24 protein-coding genes are annotated in these 24,901 nt (G+C 68.1%); 19 read left to right on the top strand and 5 right to left on the bottom strand.

Annotated features, from left to right (window positions below; genetic code table 11):
• Positions 1-260 precede the first annotated feature (260 nt).
• Together J8847_RS07440 and J8847_RS07435 are read left to right on the top strand one after the other, a co-directional pair.
• Positions 261-479, top strand: coding sequence for a hypothetical protein (locus J8847_RS07440; protein WP_211524047.1), 219 nt, complete (start codon positions 261-263; stop codon positions 477-479).
• A gap of 125 nt (positions 480-604) precedes the next feature.
• On the top strand, positions 605-1,219 hold the full coding sequence (locus tag J8847_RS07435) for a YXWGXW repeat-containing protein (protein ID WP_211524046.1): 615 nt from the start codon (positions 605-607) through the stop codon (positions 1,217-1,219).
• 70 nt (positions 1,220-1,289) lie between these two features.
• Here J8847_RS07435 and J8847_RS07430 read toward each other — a convergent pair whose 3' ends face one another.
• Positions 1,290-3,215, bottom strand: a complete 1,926-nt coding sequence (locus J8847_RS07430) for a S9 family peptidase (protein ID WP_211524045.1) — start codon at positions 3,213-3,215, stop codon at positions 1,290-1,292.
• 103 nt (positions 3,216-3,318) lie between these two features.
• On the opposite strand from J8847_RS07430, the gene J8847_RS07425 reads away from it, so the two are divergent.
• The 4 genes from J8847_RS07425 to J8847_RS07410 are packed head-to-tail and all read left to right on the top strand — an operon-like array spanning position 3,319 to position 6,773.
• Positions 3,319-3,984, top strand: a complete 666-nt coding sequence (locus J8847_RS07425) for a ribonuclease HI family protein (RefSeq protein WP_211524044.1) — start codon at positions 3,319-3,321, stop codon at positions 3,982-3,984.
• On the top strand, positions 3,981-4,646 hold the full coding sequence (locus J8847_RS07420; protein ID WP_211524043.1) for an HD domain-containing protein: 666 nt from the start codon (positions 3,981-3,983) through the stop codon (positions 4,644-4,646). The genes J8847_RS07425 and J8847_RS07420 overlap by 4 nt, the downstream gene beginning before the upstream one ends.
• 52 nt (positions 4,647-4,698) lie before the next feature.
• Entirely contained in the window at positions 4,699-5,931 is a 1,233-nt protein-coding gene (locus tag J8847_RS07415; protein ID WP_211524042.1) for an MFS transporter, read from the top strand.
• Entirely contained in the window at positions 5,931-6,773 is an 843-nt protein-coding gene (locus tag J8847_RS07410) for an EamA family transporter (RefSeq protein WP_211524041.1), read from the top strand. The genes J8847_RS07415 and J8847_RS07410 overlap by 1 nt, the downstream gene beginning before the upstream one ends.
• A gap of 4 nt (positions 6,774-6,777) precedes the next feature.
• On the opposite strand, the gene J8847_RS07405 is transcribed toward J8847_RS07410, so the two are convergent.
• Positions 6,778-8,952, bottom strand: a complete 2,175-nt coding sequence (locus J8847_RS07405; protein WP_211524040.1) for a TonB-dependent siderophore receptor — start codon at positions 8,950-8,952, stop codon at positions 6,778-6,780.
• A 340-nt stretch (positions 8,953-9,292) separates the two neighbouring features.
• On the opposite strand from J8847_RS07405, the gene asd reads away from it, so the two are divergent.
• The gene (gene asd, locus J8847_RS07400; protein ID WP_211524039.1) at positions 9,293-10,111 is read left to right on the top strand and encodes an archaetidylserine decarboxylase; all 819 of its coding nucleotides are present in this window, start codon (positions 9,293-9,295) and stop codon (positions 10,109-10,111) included.
• A gap of 4 nt (positions 10,112-10,115) precedes the next feature.
• Here the strand turns inward: asd and J8847_RS07395 are convergent, their stop codons facing one another.
• Entirely contained in the window at positions 10,116-11,057 is a 942-nt protein-coding gene (locus tag J8847_RS07395; protein WP_211524038.1) for a LysR family transcriptional regulator, read from the bottom strand.
• A gap of 112 nt (positions 11,058-11,169) precedes the next feature.
• Here J8847_RS07395 and J8847_RS07390 point away from each other — a divergent pair, with 112 nt between their 5' ends.
• The 4 genes from J8847_RS07390 (at position 11,170) to J8847_RS07375 (ending at position 13,580) form a co-directional block, all read left to right on the top strand.
• Complete coding sequence (locus J8847_RS07390) at positions 11,170-11,766, top strand: FMN-dependent NADH-azoreductase (RefSeq protein ID WP_211524037.1); 597 nt, start codon at positions 11,170-11,172, stop codon at positions 11,764-11,766.
• 59 nt (positions 11,767-11,825) lie between these two features.
• Positions 11,826-12,707, top strand: a complete 882-nt coding sequence (locus J8847_RS07385) for a pirin family protein (protein ID WP_211524036.1) — start codon at positions 11,826-11,828, stop codon at positions 12,705-12,707.
• A 108-nt stretch (positions 12,708-12,815) separates the two neighbouring features.
• The gene (locus J8847_RS07380) at positions 12,816-13,286 is read left to right on the top strand and encodes a hypothetical protein (RefSeq protein ID WP_211524035.1); all 471 of its coding nucleotides are present in this window, start codon (positions 12,816-12,818) and stop codon (positions 13,284-13,286) included.
• 6 nt (positions 13,287-13,292) lie between these two features.
• Positions 13,293-13,580: a hypothetical protein gene (locus J8847_RS07375; RefSeq protein WP_211524034.1), complete on the top strand. Its 288-nt coding sequence runs from the start codon at positions 13,293-13,295 to the stop codon at positions 13,578-13,580.
• A 3-nt stretch (positions 13,581-13,583) separates the two neighbouring features.
• Here the strand turns inward: J8847_RS07375 and J8847_RS07370 are convergent, their stop codons facing one another.
• The gene (locus tag J8847_RS07370; protein WP_211524033.1) at positions 13,584-14,720 is read right to left on the bottom strand and encodes an acyltransferase; all 1,137 of its coding nucleotides are present in this window, start codon (positions 14,718-14,720) and stop codon (positions 13,584-13,586) included.
• Between the two features lie 120 nt (positions 14,721-14,840).
• Between J8847_RS07370 and J8847_RS07365 the strand changes: the two genes are divergently transcribed.
• The 3 genes from J8847_RS07365 (at position 14,841) to J8847_RS07355 (ending at position 17,294) form a co-directional block, all read left to right on the top strand.
• A complete protein-coding gene (locus J8847_RS07365; RefSeq protein WP_211524032.1) occupies positions 14,841-15,806 on the top strand; it encodes a succinylglutamate desuccinylase/aspartoacylase family protein in 966 nt (321 codons plus the stop codon).
• Between the two features lie 129 nt (positions 15,807-15,935).
• Positions 15,936-16,232 carry a helix-turn-helix transcriptional regulator gene (locus J8847_RS07360; RefSeq protein WP_211524031.1) on the top strand — a complete coding sequence of 99 codons (297 nt, stop codon included), beginning with the start codon at positions 15,936-15,938 and terminating at the stop codon, positions 16,230-16,232.
• A gap of 9 nt (positions 16,233-16,241) precedes the next feature.
• Complete coding sequence (locus tag J8847_RS07355; protein WP_211524030.1) at positions 16,242-17,294, top strand: alkene reductase; 1,053 nt, start codon at positions 16,242-16,244, stop codon at positions 17,292-17,294.
• Between the two features lie 64 nt (positions 17,295-17,358).
• On the opposite strand, the gene J8847_RS07350 is transcribed toward J8847_RS07355, so the two are convergent.
• Positions 17,359-18,324: a hypothetical protein gene (locus J8847_RS07350; RefSeq protein WP_211524029.1), complete on the bottom strand. Its 966-nt coding sequence runs from the start codon at positions 18,322-18,324 to the stop codon at positions 17,359-17,361.
• A 221-nt stretch (positions 18,325-18,545) separates the two neighbouring features.
• Between J8847_RS07350 and pepN the strand changes: the two genes are divergently transcribed.
• From pepN to J8847_RS07325, 5 genes are all read left to right on the top strand, one after another.
• Positions 18,546-21,203 (top strand): aminopeptidase N, encoded by a 2,658-nt coding sequence (gene pepN / locus J8847_RS07345; RefSeq protein WP_373999851.1) that lies wholly within the window; start codon positions 18,546-18,548, stop codon positions 21,201-21,203.
• A 6-nt stretch (positions 21,204-21,209) separates the two neighbouring features.
• Positions 21,210-21,941, top strand: a complete 732-nt coding sequence (locus J8847_RS07340) for a hypothetical protein (protein ID WP_211524028.1) — start codon at positions 21,210-21,212, stop codon at positions 21,939-21,941.
• A gap of 102 nt (positions 21,942-22,043) precedes the next feature.
• Positions 22,044-22,898, top strand: a complete 855-nt coding sequence (locus J8847_RS07335; RefSeq protein WP_211524027.1) for an endonuclease/exonuclease/phosphatase family protein — start codon at positions 22,044-22,046, stop codon at positions 22,896-22,898.
• 96 nt (positions 22,899-22,994) lie between these two features.
• Positions 22,995-23,438, top strand: a complete 444-nt coding sequence (locus tag J8847_RS07330) for a thioesterase family protein (protein ID WP_211524026.1) — start codon at positions 22,995-22,997, stop codon at positions 23,436-23,438.
• 210 nt (positions 23,439-23,648) lie between these two features.
• Positions 23,649-24,788: a right-handed parallel beta-helix repeat-containing protein gene (locus J8847_RS07325; protein ID WP_229512599.1), complete on the top strand. Its 1,140-nt coding sequence runs from the start codon at positions 23,649-23,651 to the stop codon at positions 24,786-24,788.
• Positions 24,789-24,901: the final 113 nt, after the last annotated feature.

Below are 24,901 nucleotides of genomic sequence, written 5' to 3'. Positions count from 1 at the left end.
GGCGAGCTGGTCGAACATCGTGAGAATGAGGCCTGTCATGCGGATCCCGGCGTGATCGCGGCCACGGCGGCCGCCCCGCCACGCGCTAGCGGGGGGCCGTGGAAAACGGCTGGGCTGCGGCCAATCGCGCGCACGTTCGCGCGGTTTTTTGTGCCGGTCATCCCGCGTTTTGCGCGTCTCGTCGCATCCCGCTGGAGATGGGGCGGGGCCTGGCCTACAGTGCACACATCGACAACCCGCACGCAACAAGGAGCAAGGCCATGAACATCCTCAAACACATGGAAGCCGTCTTCATCGTCACCGCCGCCATGGCCGTTCCGGCCAGCTACCTGGGCGCCGCCATCCCTGAAGCACAGGCCCGCGCCTACGGCGCCGATCCGGCGGCTGTCGCCACCTCCGGCAAGGTCGCCGTGGTGACCGTCACCGCCAAGCGCCTGACAGCCGCCGAGAAGGCCCAGCCCCTGCTCGCCAGCCGCTGAAACGGCAGGGTGTTGCGCGCCCGCCCTGCTGAACTGTTTCAGTTGTAAGCATCTGTTTTAAAGGCCCATTTCCTCATTCCGGAGCGCTATATTTAGTCATCCGCTTTTGGATCTGGAGACCGAACATGAAATCCACCCTCGCCCTTGCCGCCCTGATCGCCCTCGGCGCCGCCACTGCCCCGCTGCCCGCGATGGCGCAGACCCACTTCGAAGTGGTGATCGGCTCGGCGCCACCGGCGCCGATCTACGAACGCATCCCCGGCCCGCGTCACGGCTATGTCTGGGCGCCGGGTTACTGGGAATGGCGCGGCCATCGCCACGACTGGGTGCCAGGCCGCTACATCGCCGCCCGTCCGGGCTACGCCTACGCCCCGCCGAGCTGGCACCAGCGCCGCGGCGGCTGGTACCTGGAACCGGCGCGCTGGACCCCGTACGGCCCGGACCGCGACCGCGACGGCGTGCCTGACCGCTTCGAGCGCCGCGGCTACGCACCGGCCTACGCCGGCCAGGGCTACTACGGCTACGACCGTCCGCGCTACGACCGCGACCGCGACGGCATCCCCGACCGCTACGAGCGCGAACGCTACCGCGGCCGCGACACCGACCGCGACGGCGTGCCGAACCGCTACGACCGCGACCTCGACAACGACGGCGTGCGCAACGAGTACGACCGCGACCGCGATGGCGACGGCGTCCGCAACCGCCACGACCAGCGGCCGGACAACCCTTACCGTAACTGATTACGACCGCTGAATACGACAATGCCGCCCGGGCGACCGGGCGGCATTGTCGTTTTTGCAGCGAACAGGCTTACTGCTTCAGGTATTTGTCGAGGAAGGCCAGGATCTTGGCGCTGGCCTCGGCCTGGTTCTTCTTCTTCGAGAAGCCATGGCCTTCGTCCGGGAACACGATGTACTCCACCGGCACCTGGTTCTTGCGCACCGCCTCGACGATCTCGTCGCTCTCGGGCTTGATCACGCGCGGGTCGTTGGCGCCCTGGATCACCAGCAGCGGCTTGCGGATCTTATCGGCGTGGAACAGCGGCGAGGTGGCGGTCAGGAAGTCCTTGTCCTTCACCGGGTCGCCGATCTCGTCGTACAGCGCCTTGCGCTGGGCTTCCCAGTACGGCGGAATGCTCTCGAGGGTGCGGATCCAGTTCGAGACGCCGAAGATGTCGATGCCGACCTTGAACGCTTCCGGCCGGAAGGCCAGCGCCGACAGGGTCATGTAGCCGCCGTAGCTGCCGCCCATGATGGCGATGCGCTCCGGATCGATATAGCCCTGGCTGGCGAGCCAGGTCTTGGCTTCGACGCAGTCCCACAGCGGCTCCAGGCCGTGCTTGCGGTCGTCGGCGCGGAAGAAGGTCTTGCCGTAGCCGGAGCTGCCGCGGTTGTTGATGCCCAGGACCGCGTAGCCGTGGTTGACCAGGTACTGGACCTGGGCGCTGTAGCCGCGCATGGTCTGGCCGCCCGGTCCGCCGTGCACCAGCACCACGGCCGGCACCTTGGCGTTCGGCGAGGCGCCTTTCGGCTTGTAGTAGATCGACGGGATCACGGTGCCGTCGAAGGAGCGGAAGCGCACCACTTCGGCTTCCACCAGGTCGTTCGGGTCGATCTCCTTGCTCAGGCTGCGCGTGAGCTGGGTGGTCTTGCCGGTCCCGAAGTCATGCACGTACAAGTTGCTGGGCGAGCGGTCGCCGTTCAGGTAGAAAGCCATGCGCTTGCCGCTCTCGGAGAAAGTCACCTGGCGGATCTCGCCGCCCGGCAGCTTGGGCAGGGAGACCGGCCTGGTGTCGCCGTCATAGACACGCACGTCGATGCTGCCGTCGCGGTTGACTACGCTCACGCGGTGGCGGCCGTTACGCGAATAACGCGTATCGAGCAGGTCCCAGTCCGCCTTCTCCACTTCCGACACCGCGCCGCTTTGCAGGTCGTAGGCCATGATGCGCGAGAATTCGCCCTCGGCGTTACTGGTGAACAGCAGGCGCTTCGAGTCCGGATCGAAGCTGGCCGCCGAATGGCCGGCCGGCTCCTTGTGCGGCGTAATATGCTTGGTGGCGCCGGTCCGCAGGTCGACCACGTAGACATCGCTGTCCGAGGTGGTATTGGACTTGTCGAGCGCCACCCAGTTGCCGTCGCGGCTCACCGCCGAGATGCTCATGCCGCTCTCGTTGCGGTACACCATCTTGCGCGCATAGCTCTTCGCGTCGTACAGGTAGAGGTCGAAGAACTTCGGGTCGCGCTCGTTGGTGACGACATAGAAGCCGCTGCCGTCCGGCACCCAGCCGGCGAAGGAGGCGCGGTGCTTCTCGCCCGGCGTCAGGTCGCGCTCGGCGCCGTCGAGTTCGCGCACGAACAGGTGGTTGCGTTCGTTGCCGCCCTGGTCGCGGGTGAACAGGATGCGGTCGTCGTTGTAGAAGTAGCCGACCGCGTAGGTGCTGTCGGTGGTCGACTTGGTCAGGGCGCGCGGCGCGCCGCCGCCCACCGGCATCGTGTACACGTTGAAGATGCCCGACTCGTTGCTGCTGAACAGGATCTGCTTCTCGTCCTTGCTGAAGGAGGCGCCGGTCACCGAGGTGGTCGCCATGAACTGCTCGATCGTGTAGCGCTTCGGCGCCTTGGCTGCGGCTTTCGCGGCAGGGACCTTGGCTGGGGCGGCGCCGTAAGCGGGCGCGAGTGCGGCGGATGCAAACAAGGCGAACAGGGCACAGCGGACGGCATGACGCGATGGGGACATGAAGGCTCCTGTGGAAGGTGGTCACAATGGTCGAGATGACGCTTGCAGTCTTGCAAAACCCTTAACATGTGTCAACCCCGGAGAAACCGGTTATGCTTCGCCCATGATCGACCTCGCCACGCTGCAGGCAGCCGCCTACAAGACCGAACTCGCCGCCAGCCGCCAGCTCGCCGAACGCAGCGGCATGCCGCTCGAAGCGGCCCTGCGCGCCACCTTGAGCCTGCGCGCCGGCGCCGCCGGTCTCGAGCACCTGCTGGCCCAGCGCCAGTCCTTGCGCGTCCATGCCGAGCAGCGCGCCGCCGTGCGCCAGGCCGGCGCCCAGGCCGCCCGCTCGCGCCGCGGGGTCCCCGGCCAGGCCCTCTGGCAAGCCTGGTTCGACGGCTCGGCGCGTCCCAACCCGGGGCGCTGCGGCATCGGCGCCATCCTCGAAGGCCCCGGCGGCCAGCGCATCGAACTGTCGCAGGATGCCGGCTACGGCAACAGCAGCGAAGCCGAATACCGCGCCCTGATCGCCGTGCTGCAAGCGGCCGTCCTGCAAGGCGCGGCCGGCCTGGCCATCCATGGCGACAGCCAGGTGGTGGTCGACGACGTCAACGGCCCGGACCTGGCGGCGGCGCCGTCCCTGGCGCACTACCGCGGCCAGGCGCGCGCCCTGCTGGCGCGCCTGCCCGGCGCCACCCTGCGCTGGATCCCGCGCCACAAGAACACCCGCGCGGACGCGCTCTCGCAGGCCGCTTTTCCCCTCACCGCACTGGAACACCCCGCATGACCGAACTCCCCGCAGACCTGCCCGGCTGGCGCACCAAGCTGGCCGCCCTGGCCGCCGCCCACGCCGGCAAGGACGGCGCCCACGACGCCAACCACCTCGACCGCGTCTGGCGCAACGCCCAGGCCTTGCTGCCGCAGCATCCGGAAGCCGATCCGCTGGTGGTGCTGGCCGCCTGCTACCTGCACGACCTGGTGAACCTGCCCAAGAACGACCCGGACCGGGCGCAGGCCTCACGCCGCTCGGCCCAGCTGGCGCGCCACCAGCTGGCCTGGATGGGCTTCCCGCCGGAACGCCTGGACGCGGTGGCCCATGCGATCGAAGCCCACAGCTTTTCCGCAGCCATCCCCGCCGACAGCATCGAGGCCAGGATCGTGCAGGATGCCGACCGCCTGGACGCCCTGGGCGCGGTCGGCCTGGCGCGCATGTTCTACATCGCCGGCATGATGGGCAGCGCCCTGGCCCATCCAGGCGATCCTCTTGCGCGGGACCGTCCGCTCGACGACGGTTCGTATTCGCTCGACCACATCGCGGTCAAGCTGGCCACCCTGCCCGGCAAGATGCAGACCGAGGGCGGGCGCAAGCTGGGCCAGGAGCGCCTGGCCTACCTGGAATCCTTCCGCGCGGCCTTCGCAGCCGAGTGGCTGGGCCAGCCCCCTGCCTGACACCCTTGCCTCGATGCTAAGATAGGCGGTCCGCCAACCGCCCGAGGTGTGCATGCCCCGCTCGACCGCTCCAACCAAGACCGCTCCCGGCAACCTGAATTTCATCCTGGTCTGCATTTTCATCGACATGCTCGGGATCGGCCTGATCGTTCCGGTCATGCCCCTGCTGGTCGGGCAGTTCGTCGAGGGCAAGGAGCAGCAGGCGCTGTGGTTCGGGGCGCTCACCACCGTGTTCGGCCTGATGCAGTTCCTGTTCATGCCGGCGCTGGGGGCGCTGAGCGACCGCGTCGGGCGGCGCCCGGTGCTGCTGTATTCGATGGCGGGCATGTGCCTGAACTTCCTGATCACCGCGTGGGCGCCCAGCCTGGCCTGGCTGTTCGTGGGCCGTATCGTCGGCGGCATGTCCTCGGCCAGCATGTCGGTGGCCTCGGCCTATGCGTCCGACATCTCGACCCACGAGAACCGTTCGCGCAGCTTCGGGAAAATCGGCGCCGCCTTCGGCCTGGGCTTCATCTGCGGTCCCATGCTGGGCGGCCTGCTGGGCGACGCGGGCCTGCACCTGCCCTTCTACGTGGCCGCCGCGCTGTCGGCCGCCAACCTGCTCTACGGGTACTTCGTGGTGCCGGAATCGCTGGCGCCCGGCCTGCGCGCGCCCCTGCAGCTGGCGCGCCTCAATCCGTTCTCGGCCCTGCTGCGCCTGGTCAGGCGGCGCGAGATCCGTGGCCTCGTGATCGTCATCACCCTGGTGAGCTTCGCCCAGATGATGCTGCATTCCACCTGGGTGCTGTACACCACCTTCCGCTTCGACTGGACCCCGCGCGACAACGGCATCGCCATGTTCTGCGTGGGCCTCGCCTCGGCAGTGGTCCAGGCCGGCCTGCTGGCGGTGCTGATCCGCCGCTTCGGCGAAATGCGGCTGGCCCTGCTGGGCATCAGTTCCGGCGCGGTCACCTATATGCTCTACGGCCTGGCGACCCAGGGCTGGATGATGTACGTCTTCATCCTCTGCAACCTGCTCGCCTTCGCCGCCGGTCCCGCCCTGCAGGGCATCGTCTCGAAGGCGACGGCGCCGGAGCGCCAGGGCGAACTGATGGGATCCCTGCAATCGATCAGCAGCCTGGGCGTCATCGTCACGCCCCTGATCGGCACTGCGATCCTCGGCGCCGCCAGCCACTTGCCGGCCTCGGACTGGCGCATCGGCGGCAGCTTCTTCCTGTGCGCGGCGATGCAGATCGTCGCCATCGTCGTGGCCCGCCATTACTTCCGCACCCACCGCCACGCCTGATGGACAGCACGATCCTGGCGGCCGTCCTGTTCGCCGCCTTCCTGCACGCGGCCTGGAACGCCATGCTCAAGCTGCGCGGCGCGGGCGTGCATGCAGCCGCGGCCGTCACCATCGGCGCCGGCGTGATCGGCGCGGCGCTGCTGCCCTTCCTGCCCGCACCCGCCCCGGCCAGCTGGCCCTTCATCGCGGCGTCCGCGGTCCTGCACGCGCTCTATTACGCGATGCTCGCCGCCACTTACCGCAGCGCCGACATCAGCCACGCCTATCCGCTCATGCGGGGCAGCGCGCCGGTGATGGTGGCCTTGTGCGGCAGCCTGCTCGGCGCCGAGACCCTGCATGCGGCCCAATGGCTGGCCATCGGCCTGATCTGCGCCGGCGGCGCGGCGGTGTACGCCGGCTCGCGCACCGGCTCCGCCGGCAGCGGCAGGCTCACCCTGCTGGCCCTCTCGACGGCCGCCATGATCGCGGCCTGCACCCTGGTCGACGGCTTCGGGGTACGGCGCTCCGGCGCGCCGGCCGCGTATACCGCGTGGATCTTCATGCTCACCGGCGCCGCCAGCTCGGCGCTGGCCTGGGGCCGCATGGGCGCCGAGCTGCCGCGCTACCTGCTGCGCCACCCCGGCCTGGCGCTGGCGGGCGGCGCGGCGACCACCGCCTCCTACGGCATCGCGCTGTGGGCCATGACCTTCGCGCCGGTGGCGGTGGTCGCGGCGGTACGCGAAACCTCCATCGTGTTCGCCGTGGCGATCGCCATGCTGGTCCTGCGCGAGCGCCCCTTGCCATCGCGGCTGGCGGGCGCCGGTCTGATCGCACTGGGCGCGGTCGCCGTGCGCCTGGCCTGAGTCCTCAGAACTTCAGCTCAAGCGTGGTGCGCAGCTTGACGGCGTCCGGGTAGTTCCAGAGCCGCTTTTCCAGCCCCGTGACCGGGTCGGCATACGTCGGCCCGAAGGTGTTCTCCTCGGCCAGCAGGTTCGACAGCGCCACCCGCAGCTGGGCCTTGGGCGTGAAGGTCCACGCGGCGTAGCTTTCCAGGTCGGTCCGCGCGGTCCGGTAGAAGCCGCGGTTTGCCGCGACCCGCACGAAGCCGCCGCGCCGGTGCGCCAGGCTGGCCCCCAGCGCCAGCGCGCCCGACTTGTAGTCGACGCCGAGGTTGGCGGTCAGCGGCGTCTGCTGCTCCATGCGGTTGTCCGGACCCGGCACCGAGGCGACGCGCGACCAGTTGCGGCTGACGCTGGCGCGCAGGTCGATCGCCGGCGCATCCGCGAACAGCGACGTGAGCGGGAACTTGGTCTCGATCTCGAGGCTGCGCATGCTCGCACGGTCGTCGTTCACGGGCGTGAAGATCCAGTGGACGCCGTTGAAGTAGATACGGTTGCTGACATAGTCCTCGATCCGCCGCAGCGCGCCGCTCACCGACACCATCGCCCCCTCGGCCCAGTAATGCTCCCAGGCCGCATCGAGTCCCCAGGCAAGTTCCGGCTTGAGGTCCGGATTGCCGACGAAATCGGCCTCGGTGGCGCTGTTGTTCTCCCAGGCCGAGCGGCGCGGCACGATGCTGTCCAATTCGGGCGCCTTGTAGGTGCGGCTCACGGCCAGGCGCAGCTGGTCGCCCTCCTTGCCGTCATGGCCGGGAAGCTTGTACAGGGTCTGCAGGACCGGGCTCAGGACGCTGGATGTCACCCGCACCGGTTCGACCGCATTGCCGGACGCGCGCGTGCGCACCCCTTCCCAGCGGGCGCCGAGATAGGCCGACCAGCGCGGGTTGATGGTCCATTCGTCCTGCGCGTAGAACGCGGCGCGGCCGACGTTCGCGCCGAAGTCCTCGTCGAGCAGCTGGCCCGGCGCGAACACCCGCACCCGGTCGCGCTCGGCGCGAATGTCCGAGCTCTCGTTGAAGCGCAGGTCCCAGCCCAGCGCGAACAGGTGGCCGCCGTCCACCGGCCTGGCCAGCTTGCCGGTCGAGTTGGCGCCCCGGGTGTGGGTGTCGGACAGCGTGCTGCCCTCGGTCTCGGGCGCGCCGCCGGCGTCCAGGCCGGAACGCCGCACAAGCATCTTGCGCGAGGACCATTCGGCACCGAATTTGACGTCGAGCTTCAGGCCGGACTCCAGGCTGCGGGTCCACTGCAGGTCCGACTTCAGCAGCCGGTCGTCGAATTCGCCGAAGATGCGCAGGTCGGGTGTCTGCGGCGGCCGGCCGGCCAGGGTGCTCACCACCAGATAGGCGTTGTTGCGGAAGCTGCTGCTGTTGAACAGGGTTTCCCAGCCGATGGTGTCGCCGTTGTCGAGGGTCCAGTTGAAGCGCGGGCCCAGGTTCAGCCGGTTCATGCGGCCGCGCTCGATGGCGTGGGTGACCCGGCGCATGTCCGTCAGGCCGTCGGGGCGGATATTTTCCTCGCTGCCGCCCCACTCGCGCGACAGGCTGTCGTGGTTGCCGCCGGCCGAGAACGACCAGGACGACTTGTCGCCACGGTCCCCCAGCTGGGCGCTGAAGGTCGGACCGCGGAAATCGCTGCTCAGCAGGTAGCCCAGCTTGGCCTCGCGCTGGCGCTTGCTCGCCCGCTTGCGCAGCACGATATTGATCGTGCCCGCCACCGACTCGGCCGAAAACTCGGCGGTGGCGACGCGCAGCACCTCGATGCGCTCGATCATCTCGGGCGAGAGCGAGTCGAGCGCGAAGCCGGCCGGGGTGCGCTCGCCGTTCACCAGGATCTGGGTATAGCCGTCGCCCAAGCCGCGCATCCTGAGCTCCGTGCTGCGCCCTGCGCCGGTGGTCACGGTGACGCCGGGGATCCGCTTGAAGATATCGGCCACGTTGGTGTCGCCGTAGCGCGCGATCTCCTCGCGCCCGACCACGATGCGGGCGGCGGTGTCGTCGCGGCGGGCGTCGTAGCCGGCGCCTTTGACCTCGACGCGTGCCACGTCCTGGCCAGGTGCGGCCGAGTCCTGGGCATAGCCCGAACTGGCTAGCGAGGCGGCCAGCGCGAAGCTTGAGATCCGGTGTGCAGGGTGAATGTGCGGCATGAGTTTCTCGTCTCCCTATTAATGTGGAAACAATATATGCCACACATGAGTACAATGTAAACATGTAAACGGAACTTTCCAATGCTATCGGATGGAAGTCCCCACTGCCATACACTGGAAGCCCAAGGTTCAGCGACCTCATCCTGTAACTCATCCGTCGCTTGCGCTCCCTGTCTGCAACCGTGGCGCGCGTTTCCCTCTGCCGGTAGCTGCGGTACACTCCGCCCATGGCGGTGCAGGAATTGGACTTTCCGCTGAGCATCCCCGCTATAATGCGCGATCGTTTTTTTCAGAGAGGCCCGTCACCGTGTCCCGTATAAAAGTCTTGCCCCAATACGTTATGCCGAAGCAGGCGCTGACCAATTTCGCGGGCCGCGTCGCGGGCGCCAAAGGCGGCGCCATGACCACCAGCCTGATCCGTTGGTTCGTGGGCAAGTACGGCGTGAACATGGACGAGGCGGCCAATCCGGACATCGGCAGCTACACCAGCTTCAATGACTTCTTCACCCGTCCGCTGCGCGAGGGCGCGCGTCCGCTGGCGGTGGCCGACTTCGTCTGCCCGGTGGACGGCGCGATCAGCCAGTTCGGCGACGTCGACGACCACCACATCTTCCAGGCCAAGGGCCACAAGTTCACGACGGCGGAACTGGTCGGCGGCGACGAGCAGCTGGCCGCGCACTTCCAGCACGGCCACTTCGCCAACCTCTACCTGAGCCCCAAGGATTACCACCGCATCCACATGCCTTGCGACGGCCGCCTGACGCGCATGATCTATGTGCCGGGCAAGCTGTTCTCGGTGAACCCGACCACGGCGCGCGGCGTGCCGGGCCTGTTCGCGCGCAACGAGCGCGTGGTGTGCGTGTTCGAGTCCGAGGAACACGGCCCCTTCGTGATGACCCTGGTCGGCGCCACCATCGTGGGCAGCATGGCCACGGTCTGGCACGGCATCGTGAATCCGCCGCGCATGCCGCGCATCTTCGAATGGAAGTACGAGGACCAGCAGGTCGTGCTCAGGAAAGGCGAGGAAATGGGCCGCTTCCTGCTCGGCTCCACGGTGGTGATGCTGTTCCGCCGCGGGTCGATCGCCTTCAACGCCGACTGGTCGCCAGAACGGCCGGTGCGCCTGGGCGAGTCGATGGGCGACCGTCCGCGCGCTTAGGTCGTCACGCCTGGGCGCCCGGCCCGGACGGCTGCATGAAGGGGTCGTGGCCCGCTTCGCGGCACATCACGCCGATCATTTCCAGGAAAGCCCGCGTCTTGGCGGGCATCAGCTTCCGGCTCGGGAACACCGCCCAGCCGTTCGCGGTCGGCATCTCCCATTCCGGCAGCACCCGCACCAGTTCCCCCGCATGCAGGTAGGGCTCGGCGAACAGCTCCGAGCTGATCGCGATGCCCGCGCCGCGCGCCGCGATCCGTGCCAGCAGGTCGGGTGAATTGGCCGTGGCCCGCGCCGGCAGCGCGCGCTCCCAGCGCACCTTGCCGCGCGTGAGGACCCAGGGCACCGAACCGCCGTAGCGGCTCAGGATGCACAGCACGTCGTGAGTCAGGAGGTCGTCCGGATGCTCGGGTATGCCGTGCCGGGCCAGGTAGCCCGGCGACGCGTACAGGGCCAGGCGCTCCAGGGTGATCGGGCGCGCGCTCAGGGTGGCGTCGTCCGGCAGGTCGCCCATGCGGATCGCGATGTCGAAGTTCTCGGCCACCAGGTCGACCCGGCGCGGCGACAAGTCCATCTCCAGGGTCACCATCGGATAGCGCGCCAGGAAGCGCGCCACCACCTCGTTCAGGCCGGCGTTGGCGAAGTCCGGCGGGGCCGAGATGCGCAGCTTGCCGCTCGGCTCGAGCTGGCGGTGCTGGGCCAGGGCGCCGGCCGCCTCCACCTCGTCCGCGACGCGTCGCGCGTGTTCGAGCAGGATGGCGCCGAATTCCGTCACCACCAGCCTGCGCGTGGTCCGCTGCAGCAGGCGCTCGCCGAGGCGGTCTTCCAGCAGCGCCAGACGGCGCGAGACGGTGGACTTGGGCAAGTCCACGCGCTCTGCCGCGCGGCTGAAGCTGCCTGCCTCGACAATGCGGGCAAAGAGCAGCAAGTCATTCGGTTCCACGTCCATGATTGTTCCACCAGTAGGATAATGTTATCCATTCTACCGTCTTCCGCATCGGTTTTGGGATTGATACGATGTGTCCATCGAAAACATTTCTTGGAAACGAAGGGACAACACCATGAACATCCTGCACATCACCTCCAGCGTCCGTGGCAACGATTCGGAATCGACCCGCGTCACCAACCAGATCGTCGAGAAGCTGCTGGCGGCCAATCCGGGCGCGACCGTCACCCGCCGCGACTTCGGCGCCAACCCGCACCCGCTGCTGGACGGCGCAGCCGTCGGCGCCCTGTTCACCCCGGTCGACAAGCGCACCGTCGAGCAGGCTGCCCGCGTGGCCCTGGATGACGCCCTGATCGCCGAAGCCCAGGCCGCCGACGTGATCGTGCTCGGCGCCCCGATGTACAACTTCAGCATGCCGGTGCAGCTGAAGGGCTGGTTCGACGCCATCGCCCGTGCCGGCGTGACCTTCCGCTACACCGAGACCGGTCCCGAAGGCCTGCTGAAGAACAAGAAGGTCTACGTGGCCACCTCGCGCGGCGGCGTCTACCCGGCGGAAGCCGACCCGCAAGTGCCGCAAATGCGCGCACTGCTGAACTTCCTGGGCCTGACCGACCACACCTTCATCTACTCGTCGGGCATGGCGATGGGCCCGGAAGCAGTGAGCAAGGGGCAGGCGGCGGCCAACGAAGCCATCGTAGCGGCCCTGGCATAATCTTCGCCGCCATCGGGGCGGCGAAGCGAACAGCGACATCAACTGGACAGGAGAACAGCATGACCCAGCAAACTCAGGAAATCGTACGGGCAACCCCGGTCGGCAAGACGCGCGGCGTCGAGCGGATCATCAACGGCCAGTTCGTGATGGACGGCGCGGGCGTGAAGATCAACCGCGTCCTGACCGGTCCGCTGCAGCGCCGCCTCGATCCCTTCCTGATGCTCGATGCCTTCGGCAGCGACAAGCCGGGCGACTACATCGCCGGCTTCCCCGAGCATCCGCACCGCGGCTTCGAAACCGTGACCTATATGCTGAAAGGCCGGATGCGCCACCGCGACAGCGGCGGCAACGAAGGCCTGATCACGGATGGCGGCGTGCAGTGGATGACCGCCGGCCGCGGCGTGGCCCACTCGGAGATGCCGGAGCAGAACGAAGGCCTGATGGAAGGCTTCCAGCTGTGGCTGAACCTGCCGGCCAAGGACAAGATGACCGATCCCTGGTACCGCGACATCCCGGCCGAGGAAGTCCCGCGCTTCACGCTGGAAGGCGGTGTGACGGTGCAGGTGATCGCCGGCAGCACCCATGGCGTGGATGGCGCGGTCCAGCGCGATGCCACCCAGCCGCTGTATCTCGACCTCGAGATCCCGGCCGGCGTCACGGTGGAGCAGCCGATCCCGGCCGGCCACAACGCCTTCGTCTACGTGTTCCGCGGCGAAGCCGTGGTCGATGGCAAGGGCGTGGCCTCGGGGCGCATGGCGATCCTCGACAACGCGGCGGGCGCCGACGGGGTGCGCATCAAGGCAGTCGAGCCCAGCCGCCTGCTGGTGCTGGCCGGCCGCCCGCTGAACGAGCCGATCGCCCAGTACGGACCGTTCGTGATGAACACGCAGGACGAGCTGTACCAGGCGGTCGAAGACTTCCGCAACGGCCGTTTCGCCTGACGCAAGCTTGACCTTCGAGGGCCGCCCGCAAGGGCGGCCCTTTTTGCATGCGCGTCCGCCGGGCTTGCGCTACACTGCCGGGATGAAGCATCCGTTCACCTTCCCGCCATGCCGCTGCTAGACACCCTCTCCTCGCTGCTCTCGCGTGCGAGCCGGGCCCTGGGCCTGGAAACGGCCGACGCCTTCCCGCCCGGCCATGCCTACGCGCGCACGCGCTGGAACAAGGCCTATTTCGACATCGCCTCGGACCTGAGCGCCGACCAGATGGAAACCGCGATCTGCGCGGCGATTGCGAATACGCCCTGGGTGTTCGCCCACATCCACAACCCGACCCCGCGCATGCAGCGCGCGCTGCTGGCGATCATCGAAGCGCGCCTGCGCCGCTCGGATGCGCCGACGGACCTGGCGCGCTTGCTGATGGACGCCTACCGCAGCCCGCATACTCCGGAGATCGTCCCCGGCCTGCGCGCGGCCATGGCGGCCAATGCCGAATTCGATCCGCTGGTCCAGGCGCATGCGGTGCTGGCCTACCTGGCCGATGCGCCGGCCGCCTTCGGCGTGATCGAAGCCCAGCACTGAGCCCGCATGAAGATGTCGACCGCGATCACCATCGTGCGCGGCATCCGCCTGGTGGTCGCCTTCCCGCATCCCAGTTATGTGCGCCCCGGCGTGGGCGACGTGCTGCTAGCGCGCCTGGTGCCCCATTACCCCGCCCTGCCGATCATGCTGGTCTCGGCCAAGGTGAGCAATGCGCGCGCCTATGCCACCTTCGAGACCGATGCGCTGCTGGCCGAGCTGGATCTGGCGGATCTGGTCCTCGAACGAATCGACCTCGACACGCCTCCAATCCTGGAGACGGAACCGCCGTTCTAAGCACTATGCGTGCGTCATGGCGTCTCCGGCGCCACGGCGCGCCGCGTTGTCCGGCACGTAGCGCTCGCGCAGCGCCATGAACGGCGACTCGACGAGGCGGTACAGCAGCCAGCCGGTCAGCACCGACAAGGCGAGCAGCGCGGCGATGGCCGTTGGCGACTCCGCATGCACGCCATGCCGCGCGAGCCAGGCCGCGCCCATCACGCACACCTGCTTGTGCAGCAGGTAGATGGCGTAGGACCACAGCGCCACGGCGCCGGCGCCCGGCACCCGCAAGGCGCACAGCAGCGAACCGGGCGACACGGCCGCCACGATCAGCAGCGAGAAACCCAGCGCCAGCAGCGGGAAGCCGAATACCGTCGGCCCCTGGCCATAATGATCGGCCAGGAACCACCAGAACGCGATCCCGGTCACCGCTAGTCCCGCCAGGCCGAGCAGGTTGCCATGCCGGGTCAGGCGTCCCCACGCCTGCGGATGATAATTCCTCAACAGCGCGACCGAGACGCCCGCCAGCAGCTCGTCGAAGCGGCAGAAGCTCGAGTAATAGATGTACTTGTAATAATGGTGCATCCAGTAGCGCTCGCCTTCCACGACGTCCTGCCACAGCCAGGCGCGGGTGAGCACGCCTGCCCCGAAGGCCAGCGCGATGGCGAACCAGGCCAGGCGCAGGGAGCGCCCGAAGGCCGCGCCGAGCAGCGCCAGCGCCGGCAGCAGCATGTAGAACTGCTCCTCGATCGCCAGCGACCAGGAATGCGAGAACGCGCTGCCCGGCTCCAGGTGGTGGTTCTGGATGAAGCTCAGGTACTTCCACAGCGGCAGCAGCGGCGCCTCGCCGCGGAAGGCCGGCCACAGGAAGTACAGCGCCAGCACGAACCAGTAATTCGGCAGGGTGCGCAGCAGGCGGCGCGCATAGAAGCGCGGCAGCGACAGGCCTTCGCTGCTGCGCACCGCCTTGAAGATCTGGTTGCCGATCAGGTAGCCCGACAGCGCGAAGAACAGGTCCACGCCCGCCCAGCCGATCTGGCCCACCCAGCCGAAGGTCGGCCGGTCGGTCACGAACAGCACGTAATGGTGCAGCACGACGAGGGTGACCGCGATCGCGCGCAGGGTATCGAGTCCGTGGATGCGGGCGCTGCTCATGCCGGCCAATTCAAGAAAGGAAAGTTGGGGATCATGCCACGCCGTCCTTGCCGGCGCCAGCATTCCTCCCGCATTGTCCTATAGAATACTGGCACCCTTTTTCCTCCGGAACTTCCAGCAATGACTTCCTCACGCCAGTTTCAGTTCAAATCCGTCAACTATACGGCCATCGCCCCCGGCCCGCGCCTGATCATCATGGGCGCCACCCATGGCAATGAAGTATGCGGCACCAAGGCGATCCAGCGCGTGATGGAGGAAATCGACAGCGGCAAACTGCACATCAGCGCCGGCAGCGTGACCTTCGTCCCGATCGTCAACCCGCTGGCCTACGCCAAGGGCGAGCGCAACGGCGACCGCAACCTGAACCGCGACCTGTTCCCGAAGGACGACCCGCAAGACTTCGAAGACCACGTCGGCAACTGGCTGTGCCCCCTGCTCGCCCAGCACGACGTGCTGCTCGACCTGCACTCCTTCAACGCGCCGGGCCAGCCCTTCGTGATGGTGGGGCCCGAGAACAACGACGGCGCGCTGCAGCCCTTCCGGCATGCGGAGATGGAGCGTGCCTGGGCGCTGCGGCTGGGCGTGCGCCGCTTCGTCGACGGCTGGCTGGCGACCTACGGCGCCGGCGTGCAGCGCCGCTCGCGCGACGCCGACGAGCTCAAGACCGTGCTGCGCTACGGCGTCGGCACCACGGAATACATGCGCAGCACCGGCGGCTACGCGCTGACCCTGGAGTGCGGCCAGCACGCCGATCCGCAGGCGCCGGAAGTGGCCTACCAGGCCATCATGAACACCCTGGCCTTCCACAAGCTGATCGACGCGCCGGAACCGCAGCCGGCGCCGTATGAAGAAATCGAAGCGCTGTCGATGGTGGTGGTGCACGACAAATTGAACGACGGCGACCATTTCACCCGCCAGTGGGCCAGCTTCGACCCGCTGACCGAGGGCGACCAGATCGGCGTACGCGCGGACGGCACGCCGGTGGTGGCGGAATTCAGCGGCCGCATCCTGTTCCCGGATGCGAAGGCGCTGGCCAACAAGGAGTGGTACTACCTGACCCGCCCGAACCCGCAGTTTGGAAAATGAGCGGCAACTAATAAGGCCGCTCAGGCCGGCATCTTGCCGCGCCGAAATCGAGGCGGTCCCTGCACGCATTTCGCGAATATCGTAATATGACGATATTCGGATCGTAAAAATCCGATATAGGTAGAGCTCATGGACATCGACGCGATCCACAAGGCGCTGGCCAATCCGGTGCGGCGCCAGATCCTGCAGATGCTGAAGGACCCGCAGCAGCACTTCGCCGAGCAGGAACATCCCCTCGACTTCGGCGTGTGCTGCAAGCTGATCGACCAGCGCACCGGCCTGTCGCAATCGACGGTCTCGGCGCACCTGGCGACCCTGCAGCGCGCGGGACTGGTCAGCACGCGGCGCGTCGCCCAATGGGTCTTCTACCAACGCAACGAGGAGGTCATCCAGGCCTTCCTCGCCCAACTGAATGACGGACTGTAGGAGTACCGAATGACGAATATGTTTGACCCGATCAAAGTGGGCGCCCTGGAGCTGCCGAACCGCATCGTGATGGCGCCGCTGACCCGCTCGCGCGCCGTGGGCGGCGGCCGCGTGCCGAACGCGCTGATGGCGGAGTACTACGTGCAGCGCGCGTCGGCCGGCCTGATCCTGTCCGAAGCCACCGCCGTCACGCCGATGGGCGTGGGCTATGCCGATACCCCGGGCATCTGGTCCGACGAGCAGGTGCAAGGCTGGAAGCTGGTCACCGACGCCGTGCACAAGGCGGGCGGCCGCATCTTCCTGCAGCTGTGGCACGTGGGCCGCATCTCGGACCCGGTGTTCCTGGACGGCGCCCTGCCCGTCGCCCCGTCGGCGATCCAGCCCAAGGGCCACGTGAGCCTGGTGCGTCCGAAGCGCGACTACGCCACCCCGCGCGCGCTGGACACCGCCGAGATCCCGGCCATCGTCGCCGCCTACCGCAAGGGCGCGGAAAACGCGAAGAAGGCCGGCTTCGACGGCGTCGAGATCCACGGCGCCAACGGCTACCTGCTCGACCAGTTCCTGCAGGACTCGACCAACCAGCGCAGCGACCAGTACGGCGGCTCGGTGGAAAACCGCGCACGCCTGATGCTGGAAGTGACCGACGCCTGCATCGAAGTCTGGGGCGCGGACCGCGTCGGCATGCACCTGGCGCCGCGCCGCGATTCGCACGACATGGGCGATTCCGATCCCGCCGCCACTTTCGGCTATGTGGCGCGCGAACTGGGCAAGCGCAAGATCGCCTTCATCTGCGCACGCGAAGCGATCGGCGAGGACAGCCTGCGTCCGCTGCTCAAGAAGGAATTCGGCGGCGTCTACATCGCCAACGAAAAGCTGACCAAGGAAAGTGCAGAGCAGCTGATTTCCTCGGGCGAGGCGGACGCCGTCGCCTTCGGTGTGTGGTTCATCGCCAATCCGGACCTGCCGAAGCGCCTGAAGTCCGGCGCGCCGCTGAACGCTCCCAAGCCTGAACTGTTCTACCACCCGACGGCGGAAGGCTATACCGACTACCCGGCGCTCTAAGCTGCAAGCTCGCAGCGGGCCGGCGTCCTCAAGGGCGCCGGCCCGTTTTCTTTGTGGCGCCCCTTCAGTGCGAGGCCACTACCGGCTTGGCGCGCAGCCGTTCGACCGCCTCGTAGACCACCGTGCGCACGTCCGCGCACTGCAGCTTGGCGAGCGCCTGCAGGTCGCGCGTCTTGCCGGCCTCGCGCGCCACCAGGTAGCCCAGGTAGTAGCCGCGGCGCGCCGGCAGGCCGGTGTCGTCGCCCTTCCCCATGAACAGGCCGGCGTAGACCGCCTCGTCCTTCGACTCGAGGTTGGCCGCCAGGTGCTCGAAGGCGCGGTCGAGCTGGCGCTCGGTATCGCTCACCAGGTTGCGCGGGAAGTCGAGCAGCAGCTCGGCGTTGCTGGCCGAGGGGTTCATGGTCCTGGACACATAGGTGGCCAGCCCTTCCTGCCACAGCGAGGTCCACACCCGCTCCTCCGCGCAGCCGGTCGAGTGATAGTCATGGAACAGCTCGTGATGGAAGAAGCCCGCTTCGTCGCCGTCGCCGTGGATCCTGGTCATCATGTCGGCCCCGAAGATGAAATAAGTGCGGCCCTTGATGGTGCGCGTGCCGCCGTCCATCTCGCCCAGCGAATGCACGAAGTACAGGTCGCCCTTTGGCCGGTAGTCCGGGAAGGCCTTCTGGAAACTGGCCGTGTACAGCGGCAAGTCCCTCGTGAAGCGCTCCACCTTCTTGCGGTAGGCTTCGCGCAGCGCCGGGAAGGCCTCGTAGGCCGCGGCGATCTGCTTGTCGCGCTCGGCCTGGGTGCGCTTGCCCTGGTAGCGCTCGATGCCGTAGAACTCCGGGAAGCGCGCCGCCACGCTGGCCTTGAAATCTTCCACGAAGGCCGGCGCCGAAGTGGCGGCATTGCGCTCGTAAGCCTCGAGGAAGCCGCTGGCGAGGTCGATCACGCGCACGCCGGGCGCCGGCGGCGCCTCGGCCGCGCGGGCGGCGCCGGCAAACATGAGGGAAGCGAGGATGCTGGAAGCCAGGCGGAATGCGCGCATGATGGTGGTCTGGAGTGAAGAAAACGGCATTCTAGGACGGCGGCGCGCCGGGATTGTCGTGAATTTGTCGACGCCGGGGAGCGCCGGGCTCCGTACGTACGTCCTACAAAGCGATATGTATGTGGTGTAAATGACCCCAAGTGCGTGCTATTCTTGCGCGATTATTATTTTGCGCACCGATGCCGCCCGCATCGGTGCGCTTCCAAGAGAGAGGAGTCACCGTGAACTTTCCAGCACGCCGGGTGATGGCCCTGGCCATCGCATCCGCCTTCGTCTTCGGCGCCGCCGCTTCCGCGTCCGCCGCCCCCGCCGCCACCCGCGCCGAAAACGCCTACCTGTCGCAGGAAGACGCCGCCGCCCGCTCGGCGCGCGTGTCGAATGTCGACTACGTGCTGGACTTCACGCTGACCGGCAAGGAGAGCTTCGCCGGCACCACCACCGCCACCTTCGACCTGAAGGATACCGGTTCGGCCCTGACCCTCGACCTGGACAAGGCCACCGTCAAGTCGGTCACCGTGAACGGCAAGCCGGTCCAGGCGCGCTACAACAACTGGTTCATCACCATCGAGCCGCAGGACCTGGTCCAGGGCCGCAACACCGTCACCGTCGCCTACGAGCGCCTGCACAGCACCAACGGCGAAGGCCTGCACCGCATGGTCGACCCGGTCGATGGCCGTGTCTACACCTACTCGCACTTCGAGCCGGCCGCCGCGCACCAGATGTTCGCGGTGTTCGACCAGCCAGACCTGAAGGCCACCTACAGCGTCACCGTGACCGCCCCGAGCGACTGGACCGTGGTCACCACCACGCGCGAGACCGCCGTCGCCGATGCGGGCGCCGGCAAGCGCTGGACCTTCAAGACCACCAAGAAGCTCAGCCCGTATAACTTCTCGCTGCACGCCGGCCCCTACAAGGTCTGGGAAGACAACAGCGCCCGCTACCCGATGCGCCTGTTCGCGCGCCAGTCGGTGGCCTCGCAGGTGACCCCGCAAGACTGGTTCCGCTACACCAAGGCCGGCCTGGACTTCTTCGACGAGTACTTCGGCATCCCCTACCAGTTCGAAAAATACGACCAGCTGCTGGTGCCGGACTTCCTGTACGGCGCCATGGAAAACGCCGGCGCGATCACCTTCGCCGAAGCGGGCTTCATGTACAAGGCCGCCATGACGGCCGAGCAGAAGCAGCGCCTGGCCGCGGTGATCATGCACGAGATGGCCCACCAGTGGTTCGGCGACCTGGTCACCATGAAGTGGTGGAACGGCCTGTGGCTGAACGAGAGCTTCGCCTCCTTCATGGGCACCCTGGCCACCGCCGAAGCCACCGAGTTCAAGGACGCCTGGCAGGCCTTCTACCAGGGCGGCAAGCAGGCCGCCTACGTGCAGGACCAGAAGGTCACCACCCACCCGATCGAAGTGCCGGTGCCGTCCTCGGCCAACGCCTTCGACAACATCGACGCGATCACCTATTCGAAGGGCGCCTCGACCCTGAAGCAGCTGCGCCACCTGCTGGGCGAAGAGACCTTCCGCAAGGGCGTGCACAACTACCTGGTCAAGTACCAGTGGCGCAACGCGACCCTGCAGGACTTCATCGGCAGCCTGGGCGAGGCCGCCGGCCGCGACCTGAGCGGCTGGACCAGGGAATGGTTGTACCAGCCGGGCGTGAACACCATCGAAGCCTCGTACGCCTGCACCGGCGGCAAGATCGCCAGCTTCGCCCTGGGCCAGAGCGCGCCGAGCAAGGAGCTGCCGACCCTGCGCGAGCAGCGCGTGCAGGTCGCCACCTTCAAGCTGGACGGCGGCAAGCTCTCGCTGGTCAAGAACGAACCGGTCACCTACAAGGGCGCCCGCACCGCCGTGCCGGCCCTGAACGGCGCCGCCTGCCCGGACCTGGTTTACCCGAACTACCAGGACTGGGGCTTCGCCAAGGTCCAGCTGGACAAGCGCTCCTTCGAGACCGCGCGATCCAGCCTGGCCAAGGTCGACGATCCGCTGCTGCGCGCCATGCTGTGGCAAAGCCTGTGGGACGGCGTGCGCGACGCCAGGCTGCCGCTGAACGAATTCATCAAGGTGGCCCTGAACAACGCGCCGCAAGAGCAGGACTACACCCTGCTCGGCGACATGGTGGGCAAGATCGTCCAGTCGAAGCACTACCTCGACGCCATGAACCTGAATAACGCCTACGCGAAGCAGACCACCAAGGCGCTGGAAGACATGGCCTGGAACGGCGTCGTCGCCCACAAGGGCAACGACAACTTCCAGCGCCGCTGGTTCAGCACCTACCTGGGCGTGGCCAGCAGCGACGAGGCGCTGGCGCGCCTGGCCGGTCTCCTGGACGGCAAGACCGCCGCCGAGGGCCTGCAGATCAACCAGGACCAGCGCTGGGCCATCATCGGCCGCCTGAACCGCTACAACTACCAGGGCGCCGGCGCGCTGGTGGAAGCCGAGCAGGCGCGCGACAAGTCCGACACCGGCCAGGGCGCCGCCGTGGCGGCGGCCGCCAGCCGTCCGGACGCCAGGTCCAAGGCCGAGTGGCTGGCCACGATCGAGGACCTGAAGACCAAGCTGCCGTTCTCGCGCGTGCGCACCGCCATGCATACTATCTACCCGGCGGAACAGGGCAAGCTGAGCGAGCAGACCGCCGCCAAGCGCCTGGCGAGCCTGCCGGCGCTGGACAAGGCGGCCGGCCCGGTCTTCATGCGTTCCTACGCGACCAGCATGATCCCGGCCAGCTGCACCCCGGAGAGCGTGCAGCGCCTGCAGCGCGCGGCGAACCAGATGAAGGACCTGTCGGCCTTCACCCGCCGCTCGCTGCTCGACACCTTGCAGGAAGACCAGCGCTGCGTCGCCATCAAGAAGGCGATGACCGCGCCCAAGTCCTAAGGCGGCATGCGCGCGCACGAAGGCTTGATGCCACGGCGCGCGCCCGGCTGGCCGCTTGCGGTCACGCTCGGCGCGCACCTGCTGCTGGCCTGGCTCTGGCTCACGGGCGCCAAGCCCCGGCTGGAGGCCGACAATTCCTTCGAGCGCGTGCTGACCCTGGTGCAGGTGCTGCGTCCGCCGCAGCCGGCGACTCCCCGCCCAGTGCCGGCGCGCGCCCCTGACACGCGAGCGGCTGCGCCGCGATCGGCGCCGGCGCGGGACGATGCGCCCGCCCAATCCATTCCCATCCAGCAGCCGCCCGCAAGCAGTTTTCCCGAACCCTACGACGACCCGCTCGCCGAACGCAGGGATGCCCAGCCGCCCGCCGACGGCGCGGCTGCGCAGGCGCACCGCCAGGCCGGTCCGGCCGACCACGAACTGCGCGGCGGCAAGCCGGCGCCGCTGGCGCCCACGGACTCGCGCTGGCAGCGCTTCGCTGAACGTCTCGAATCGGCGCACAAGGACAGCTCGCGAACTCTGGCCAGTGAGTCCTACACCACGCCGGATGGCGTCACCATCTACCGTTTCCGTCGCGGCAGCAAGGTCTATTGCCGTACCGGCGGCAGCGTGCGTCCGACACCCAGCGCTCTCGACTACGTGCGTGACCGCGGCGGGGCCGTGCAGTTCGACACCGGCGGCGGCGAAGGATCGGCGGGACTGATCCCCTGCCCCAAGTACGCCCAGTTCAAGCGCGACTAGCCGCGCTTGCGGCCAGCTCCGGGCCGGGCTGCGGGCCTGAGCTGCATCAGGCCCCGCGCCTGCGCGGCGCGCTAGCCTGATGGGCCATCTGAAAGGACGCCCATGTTCAAGCTCATCACCTGGAATATCCAGTCGGGCCGCAACCCGGAAGGAAACATTGATCTCGACCGCATCGTCGCATGCCTCGAGCGATTCGCCCGGCACGACGTGATTTGTTTGCAAGAAGTATCCTCCGGCTATGGCGACGGCGAAGACCAGTTCGCCGCGCTGCGCGCCCGCCTGCCCGGCCACGCGGCGGCCGCGGCCTACGCCTGCGACACGGCCGGGCCCGGCGCCCCGGACGCGCCGCGCCTCCGCACCGGCTGCATGATCCTGTCGCGCCACCCGATACTGGAAAGCTTCCGCCACACCCTGCCCTGGCCGCCCGATCCCGGCGTGCCGAGCATGCCGCGCACCGCGCTCGAAGTCACGGTGGCCGCTCCCGGCGGCCTGCTGCGCGTCGTGAGCGCGCATCTCGAATATTTTTCCTGCACCCAGCGCCTGGCCCAGGTCGAACGCCTGCGCGAACTGCAGCGCGAAGCCTGGCTGCATGCGCGCGTGGGGCGGGCGTCGGGCGACGGGCCCTTCGCCGCCGTGCCGCGCGCCGGTCCCGCGCTGCTGGCGGGCGACTTCAACATGCTGCCCGGCTCCCTCGAGCACCAGCGCCTGCTGGCGCCCTTCGACGACGACACCCCGCCCTGGCGCGACTGCTGGCACCTGGCCCAGCCCGGCCGCCGCCATGCACCGACGGTCGGCCTGCACGACCTGCGCCCGGACGCCGCGCCGCCCTTCACCTTCGACTACGTGTTCGCCAGCGCCGACCTGGCGGGCAAGGTGCGGCGCATGCGCATCGACGCCAGCGAGCAAGGCTCGGACCACCAGGCGGTGCTGGTCGAGCTCGATTGGAACGCTGCCTGACGCGTTCGCCGCGCGGCCCTTACAATAGCGGACCGGTCCCGGCCTGGACCGGCAACGCGCGGACCCGCGCCGCGCCCAGCTTGACGAGGAAACGCTTTGGACTGGGACTACCCGCACCCCTTCATCCTGCCGGTCGTGCCGCGCGCCGCCGACATCGACGGCCTGAACCACACCAACAACGCCGTGTACGTGCGCTGGTGCGAGCAGGCCGGCTGGGCCCATTCGGAACAGCTCGGCCTGTCGCTCGACGACTACCGGCGCCTGGACCGCGCCATGGCGATCCGGCGCGGCGAATATGATTACCTGCTGCCTACCCTGCTGGACGATGCGCTGCTGCTGGCCACCTGGCTGGTGGGCGGCGACGGCAAGCTGAGCATGGAACGCCGCTTCCAGCTGGTGCGCGAGCGCGACGGCGCCACCGTGCTGCGCGGGCGCTGGGACCTGGTCTGCATCGAGATCGCCAGCGGCCGTCCGCGCCGCATGCCGGCCGAATTCCTGGACGTCTACATGCCGGCCGTGCTTGCCGCCGGGACGGCATGAGCTGAAGCAGCGGCGGCAAGAGCGCATTGCACGCCCTCAAAGAGCACGTTGAGCAAACCGTAGTCCCGCACGCGTGTGCAGGTTCAGACTGTCCCTTGTCACTGCTACCCGTGCGAGGAGAGGATGCTGCATTGCCCGCGACCCGATCTGCGTCCCCGGCCGCTTGCGCCGTGGCGCCTGCCTTGCTGGCTCCTGTTCGCCATCCTTTGCATGGGCTTGCTCGGCGGCTGCCGCCTGCGCGACGGCGCCGGCGAGGAAATCGTGGTGCCCGAGCTGGTGCGCACCCACCTCTACGTCGCGCCCGGCGGCTCCGACAGCAATCCCGGCACCAGCACCGAACCCTTCCGCACCCTGGCCCGCGCTTCCCAGGCCGCCTCGCCGGGCACCACGGTGCACGTGGCGCCGGGTATCTACTTCGGCGGACTGCGCACGGTGGCCAGCGGCACCGCCGAAGCGCGCATCGTCTACCAGTCCACCGAGCGCTGGGGCGCGCGCATCGTGCCCCAGCTCGACGCGCGCCAGAGCGCGGCCTGGGATAACCGCGGCAACCATGTCGACATCGTCGGCTTCGAGATCGACGGGTCCCAGTACCAGAGCGGCATGAAATGGCTCACCGGCATCTACAATGGCGGCTCGCACGACAGCATCCGCGACAACCGCATCCACCACATCGGCAATGACGTTCCCTGCGAGCCCAGGGGCGGCGCCGGCATCACCCTGGACAGCTATTACAAGGGCAAGGACAGCGAGGCCGCCGGCAACCAGGTGCACGACATCGGCCCGCCGGGCTGCGCCAGCTTCCACGGGGTCGCCGTCAACACCAGCGCCGGCGTACGCAACAACATCGTCTATCGCATCGCCGGCAGCGGCATCCACCTGTGGCACGACGCCAGCCGCGTGACAGTGCACGCCAACACGGTGGCAGGTTCAGGCAGTGGAATCGTCGTGGGCGCCGGCGATTTTTTCCAGGGCAAGGGGCCGAACGACCACACCGAGGTGAGCAACAACATCGTCGTGGACAATGGCCATGGCATCCTGGAACGGGGCGCGGTGGGACCCAACAACAGCTTCCGCAACAACCTCGTGCATGGTAACCACAAGGAGGACTGGGAGCTGGCTCCGGGCCGCCACCATGCGGCGACGGTCAGCGCGCCGCCGCATTTCGTCGACTATCCGCAGGGCGGCACGCCGGATTTCCGGCTGCGTCCCAACTCGCCGGCGATTGGCCAGGGACTTGCGCCGGATTCCGCCGAATCCGAGAATGGCGCGGCGCGCGCGACGGGCCCCGCGTCCGGCTTGGGCACGCTGCGCAAGGCGGACATCGGCGCCCTGCCCTTCAGCGATCCCTGACGAGACGAAGCTGAAGCGACACAACTGAAGGGGCAAGGCGCGACGCATGCGTCAGCGCGGTGGATACTCGACTGCATGGCGCCGCCGGCCTGGACGACCCGCGCGGGGCCCCT

This window comes from Massilia sp. AB1, assembly GCF_018119385.1.
Lineage (GTDB): Bacteria > Pseudomonadota > Gammaproteobacteria > Burkholderiales > Burkholderiaceae_D > Telluria.
The sequence above is the reverse complement of the archived record's forward strand: the minus strand, read 5'-3'. Positions and strand labels throughout refer to the sequence as shown.

What these genes read in the sequence shown, in the direction of transcription:
- J8847_RS07425 (WP_211524044.1), top strand. Translation starts at nt 3,319, where the DNA reads ATGATCGACCTCGCCACGCTGCAGGCAGCCGCCTACAAGACCGAACTC.
- J8847_RS07390 (WP_211524037.1), top strand. Translation starts at nt 11,170, where the DNA reads ATGAACATCCTGCACATCACCTCCAGCGTCCGTGGCAACGATTCGGAA.
- J8847_RS07325 (WP_229512599.1), top strand. Translation starts at nt 23,649, where the DNA reads ATGGGCTTGCTCGGCGGCTGCCGCCTGCGCGACGGCGCCGGCGAGGAA.
- J8847_RS07375 (WP_211524034.1), top strand. Translation starts at nt 13,293, where the DNA reads ATGAAGATGTCGACCGCGATCACCATCGTGCGCGGCATCCGCCTGGTG.
- J8847_RS07430 (WP_211524045.1), bottom strand. Translation starts at nt 3,215, where the DNA reads ATGTCCCCATCGCGTCATGCCGTCCGCTGTGCCCTGTTCGCCTTGTTT.
- J8847_RS07420 (WP_211524043.1), top strand. Translation starts at nt 3,981, where the DNA reads ATGACCGAACTCCCCGCAGACCTGCCCGGCTGGCGCACCAAGCTGGCC.
- J8847_RS07415 (WP_211524042.1), top strand. Translation starts at nt 4,699, where the DNA reads ATGCCCCGCTCGACCGCTCCAACCAAGACCGCTCCCGGCAACCTGAAT.
- J8847_RS07395 (WP_211524038.1), bottom strand. Translation starts at nt 11,057, where the DNA reads ATGGACGTGGAACCGAATGACTTGCTGCTCTTTGCCCGCATTGTCGAG.
- J8847_RS07410 (WP_211524041.1), top strand. Translation starts at nt 5,931, where the DNA reads ATGGACAGCACGATCCTGGCGGCCGTCCTGTTCGCCGCCTTCCTGCAC.
- J8847_RS07350 (WP_211524029.1), bottom strand. Translation starts at nt 18,324, where the DNA reads ATGCGCGCATTCCGCCTGGCTTCCAGCATCCTCGCTTCCCTCATGTTT.
- J8847_RS07385 (WP_211524036.1), top strand. Translation starts at nt 11,826, where the DNA reads ATGACCCAGCAAACTCAGGAAATCGTACGGGCAACCCCGGTCGGCAAG.
- J8847_RS07365 (WP_211524032.1), top strand. Translation starts at nt 14,841, where the DNA reads ATGACTTCCTCACGCCAGTTTCAGTTCAAATCCGTCAACTATACGGCC.
- J8847_RS07435 (WP_211524046.1), top strand. Translation starts at nt 605, where the DNA reads ATGAAATCCACCCTCGCCCTTGCCGCCCTGATCGCCCTCGGCGCCGCC.
- J8847_RS07340 (WP_211524028.1), top strand. Translation starts at nt 21,210, where the DNA reads ATGCGCGCGCACGAAGGCTTGATGCCACGGCGCGCGCCCGGCTGGCCG.
- J8847_RS07380 (WP_211524035.1), top strand. Translation starts at nt 12,816, where the DNA reads ATGCCGCTGCTAGACACCCTCTCCTCGCTGCTCTCGCGTGCGAGCCGG.
- J8847_RS07355 (WP_211524030.1), top strand. Translation starts at nt 16,242, where the DNA reads ATGACGAATATGTTTGACCCGATCAAAGTGGGCGCCCTGGAGCTGCCG.
- asd (WP_211524039.1), top strand. Translation starts at nt 9,293, where the DNA reads ATGCCGAAGCAGGCGCTGACCAATTTCGCGGGCCGCGTCGCGGGCGCC.
- J8847_RS07360 (WP_211524031.1), top strand. Translation starts at nt 15,936, where the DNA reads ATGGACATCGACGCGATCCACAAGGCGCTGGCCAATCCGGTGCGGCGC.
- J8847_RS07405 (WP_211524040.1), bottom strand. Translation starts at nt 8,952, where the DNA reads ATGCCGCACATTCACCCTGCACACCGGATCTCAAGCTTCGCGCTGGCC.
- J8847_RS07440 (WP_211524047.1), top strand. Translation starts at nt 261, where the DNA reads ATGAACATCCTCAAACACATGGAAGCCGTCTTCATCGTCACCGCCGCC.
- J8847_RS07335 (WP_211524027.1), top strand. Translation starts at nt 22,044, where the DNA reads ATGTTCAAGCTCATCACCTGGAATATCCAGTCGGGCCGCAACCCGGAA.
- J8847_RS07370 (WP_211524033.1), bottom strand. Translation starts at nt 14,720, where the DNA reads ATGAGCAGCGCCCGCATCCACGGACTCGATACCCTGCGCGCGATCGCG.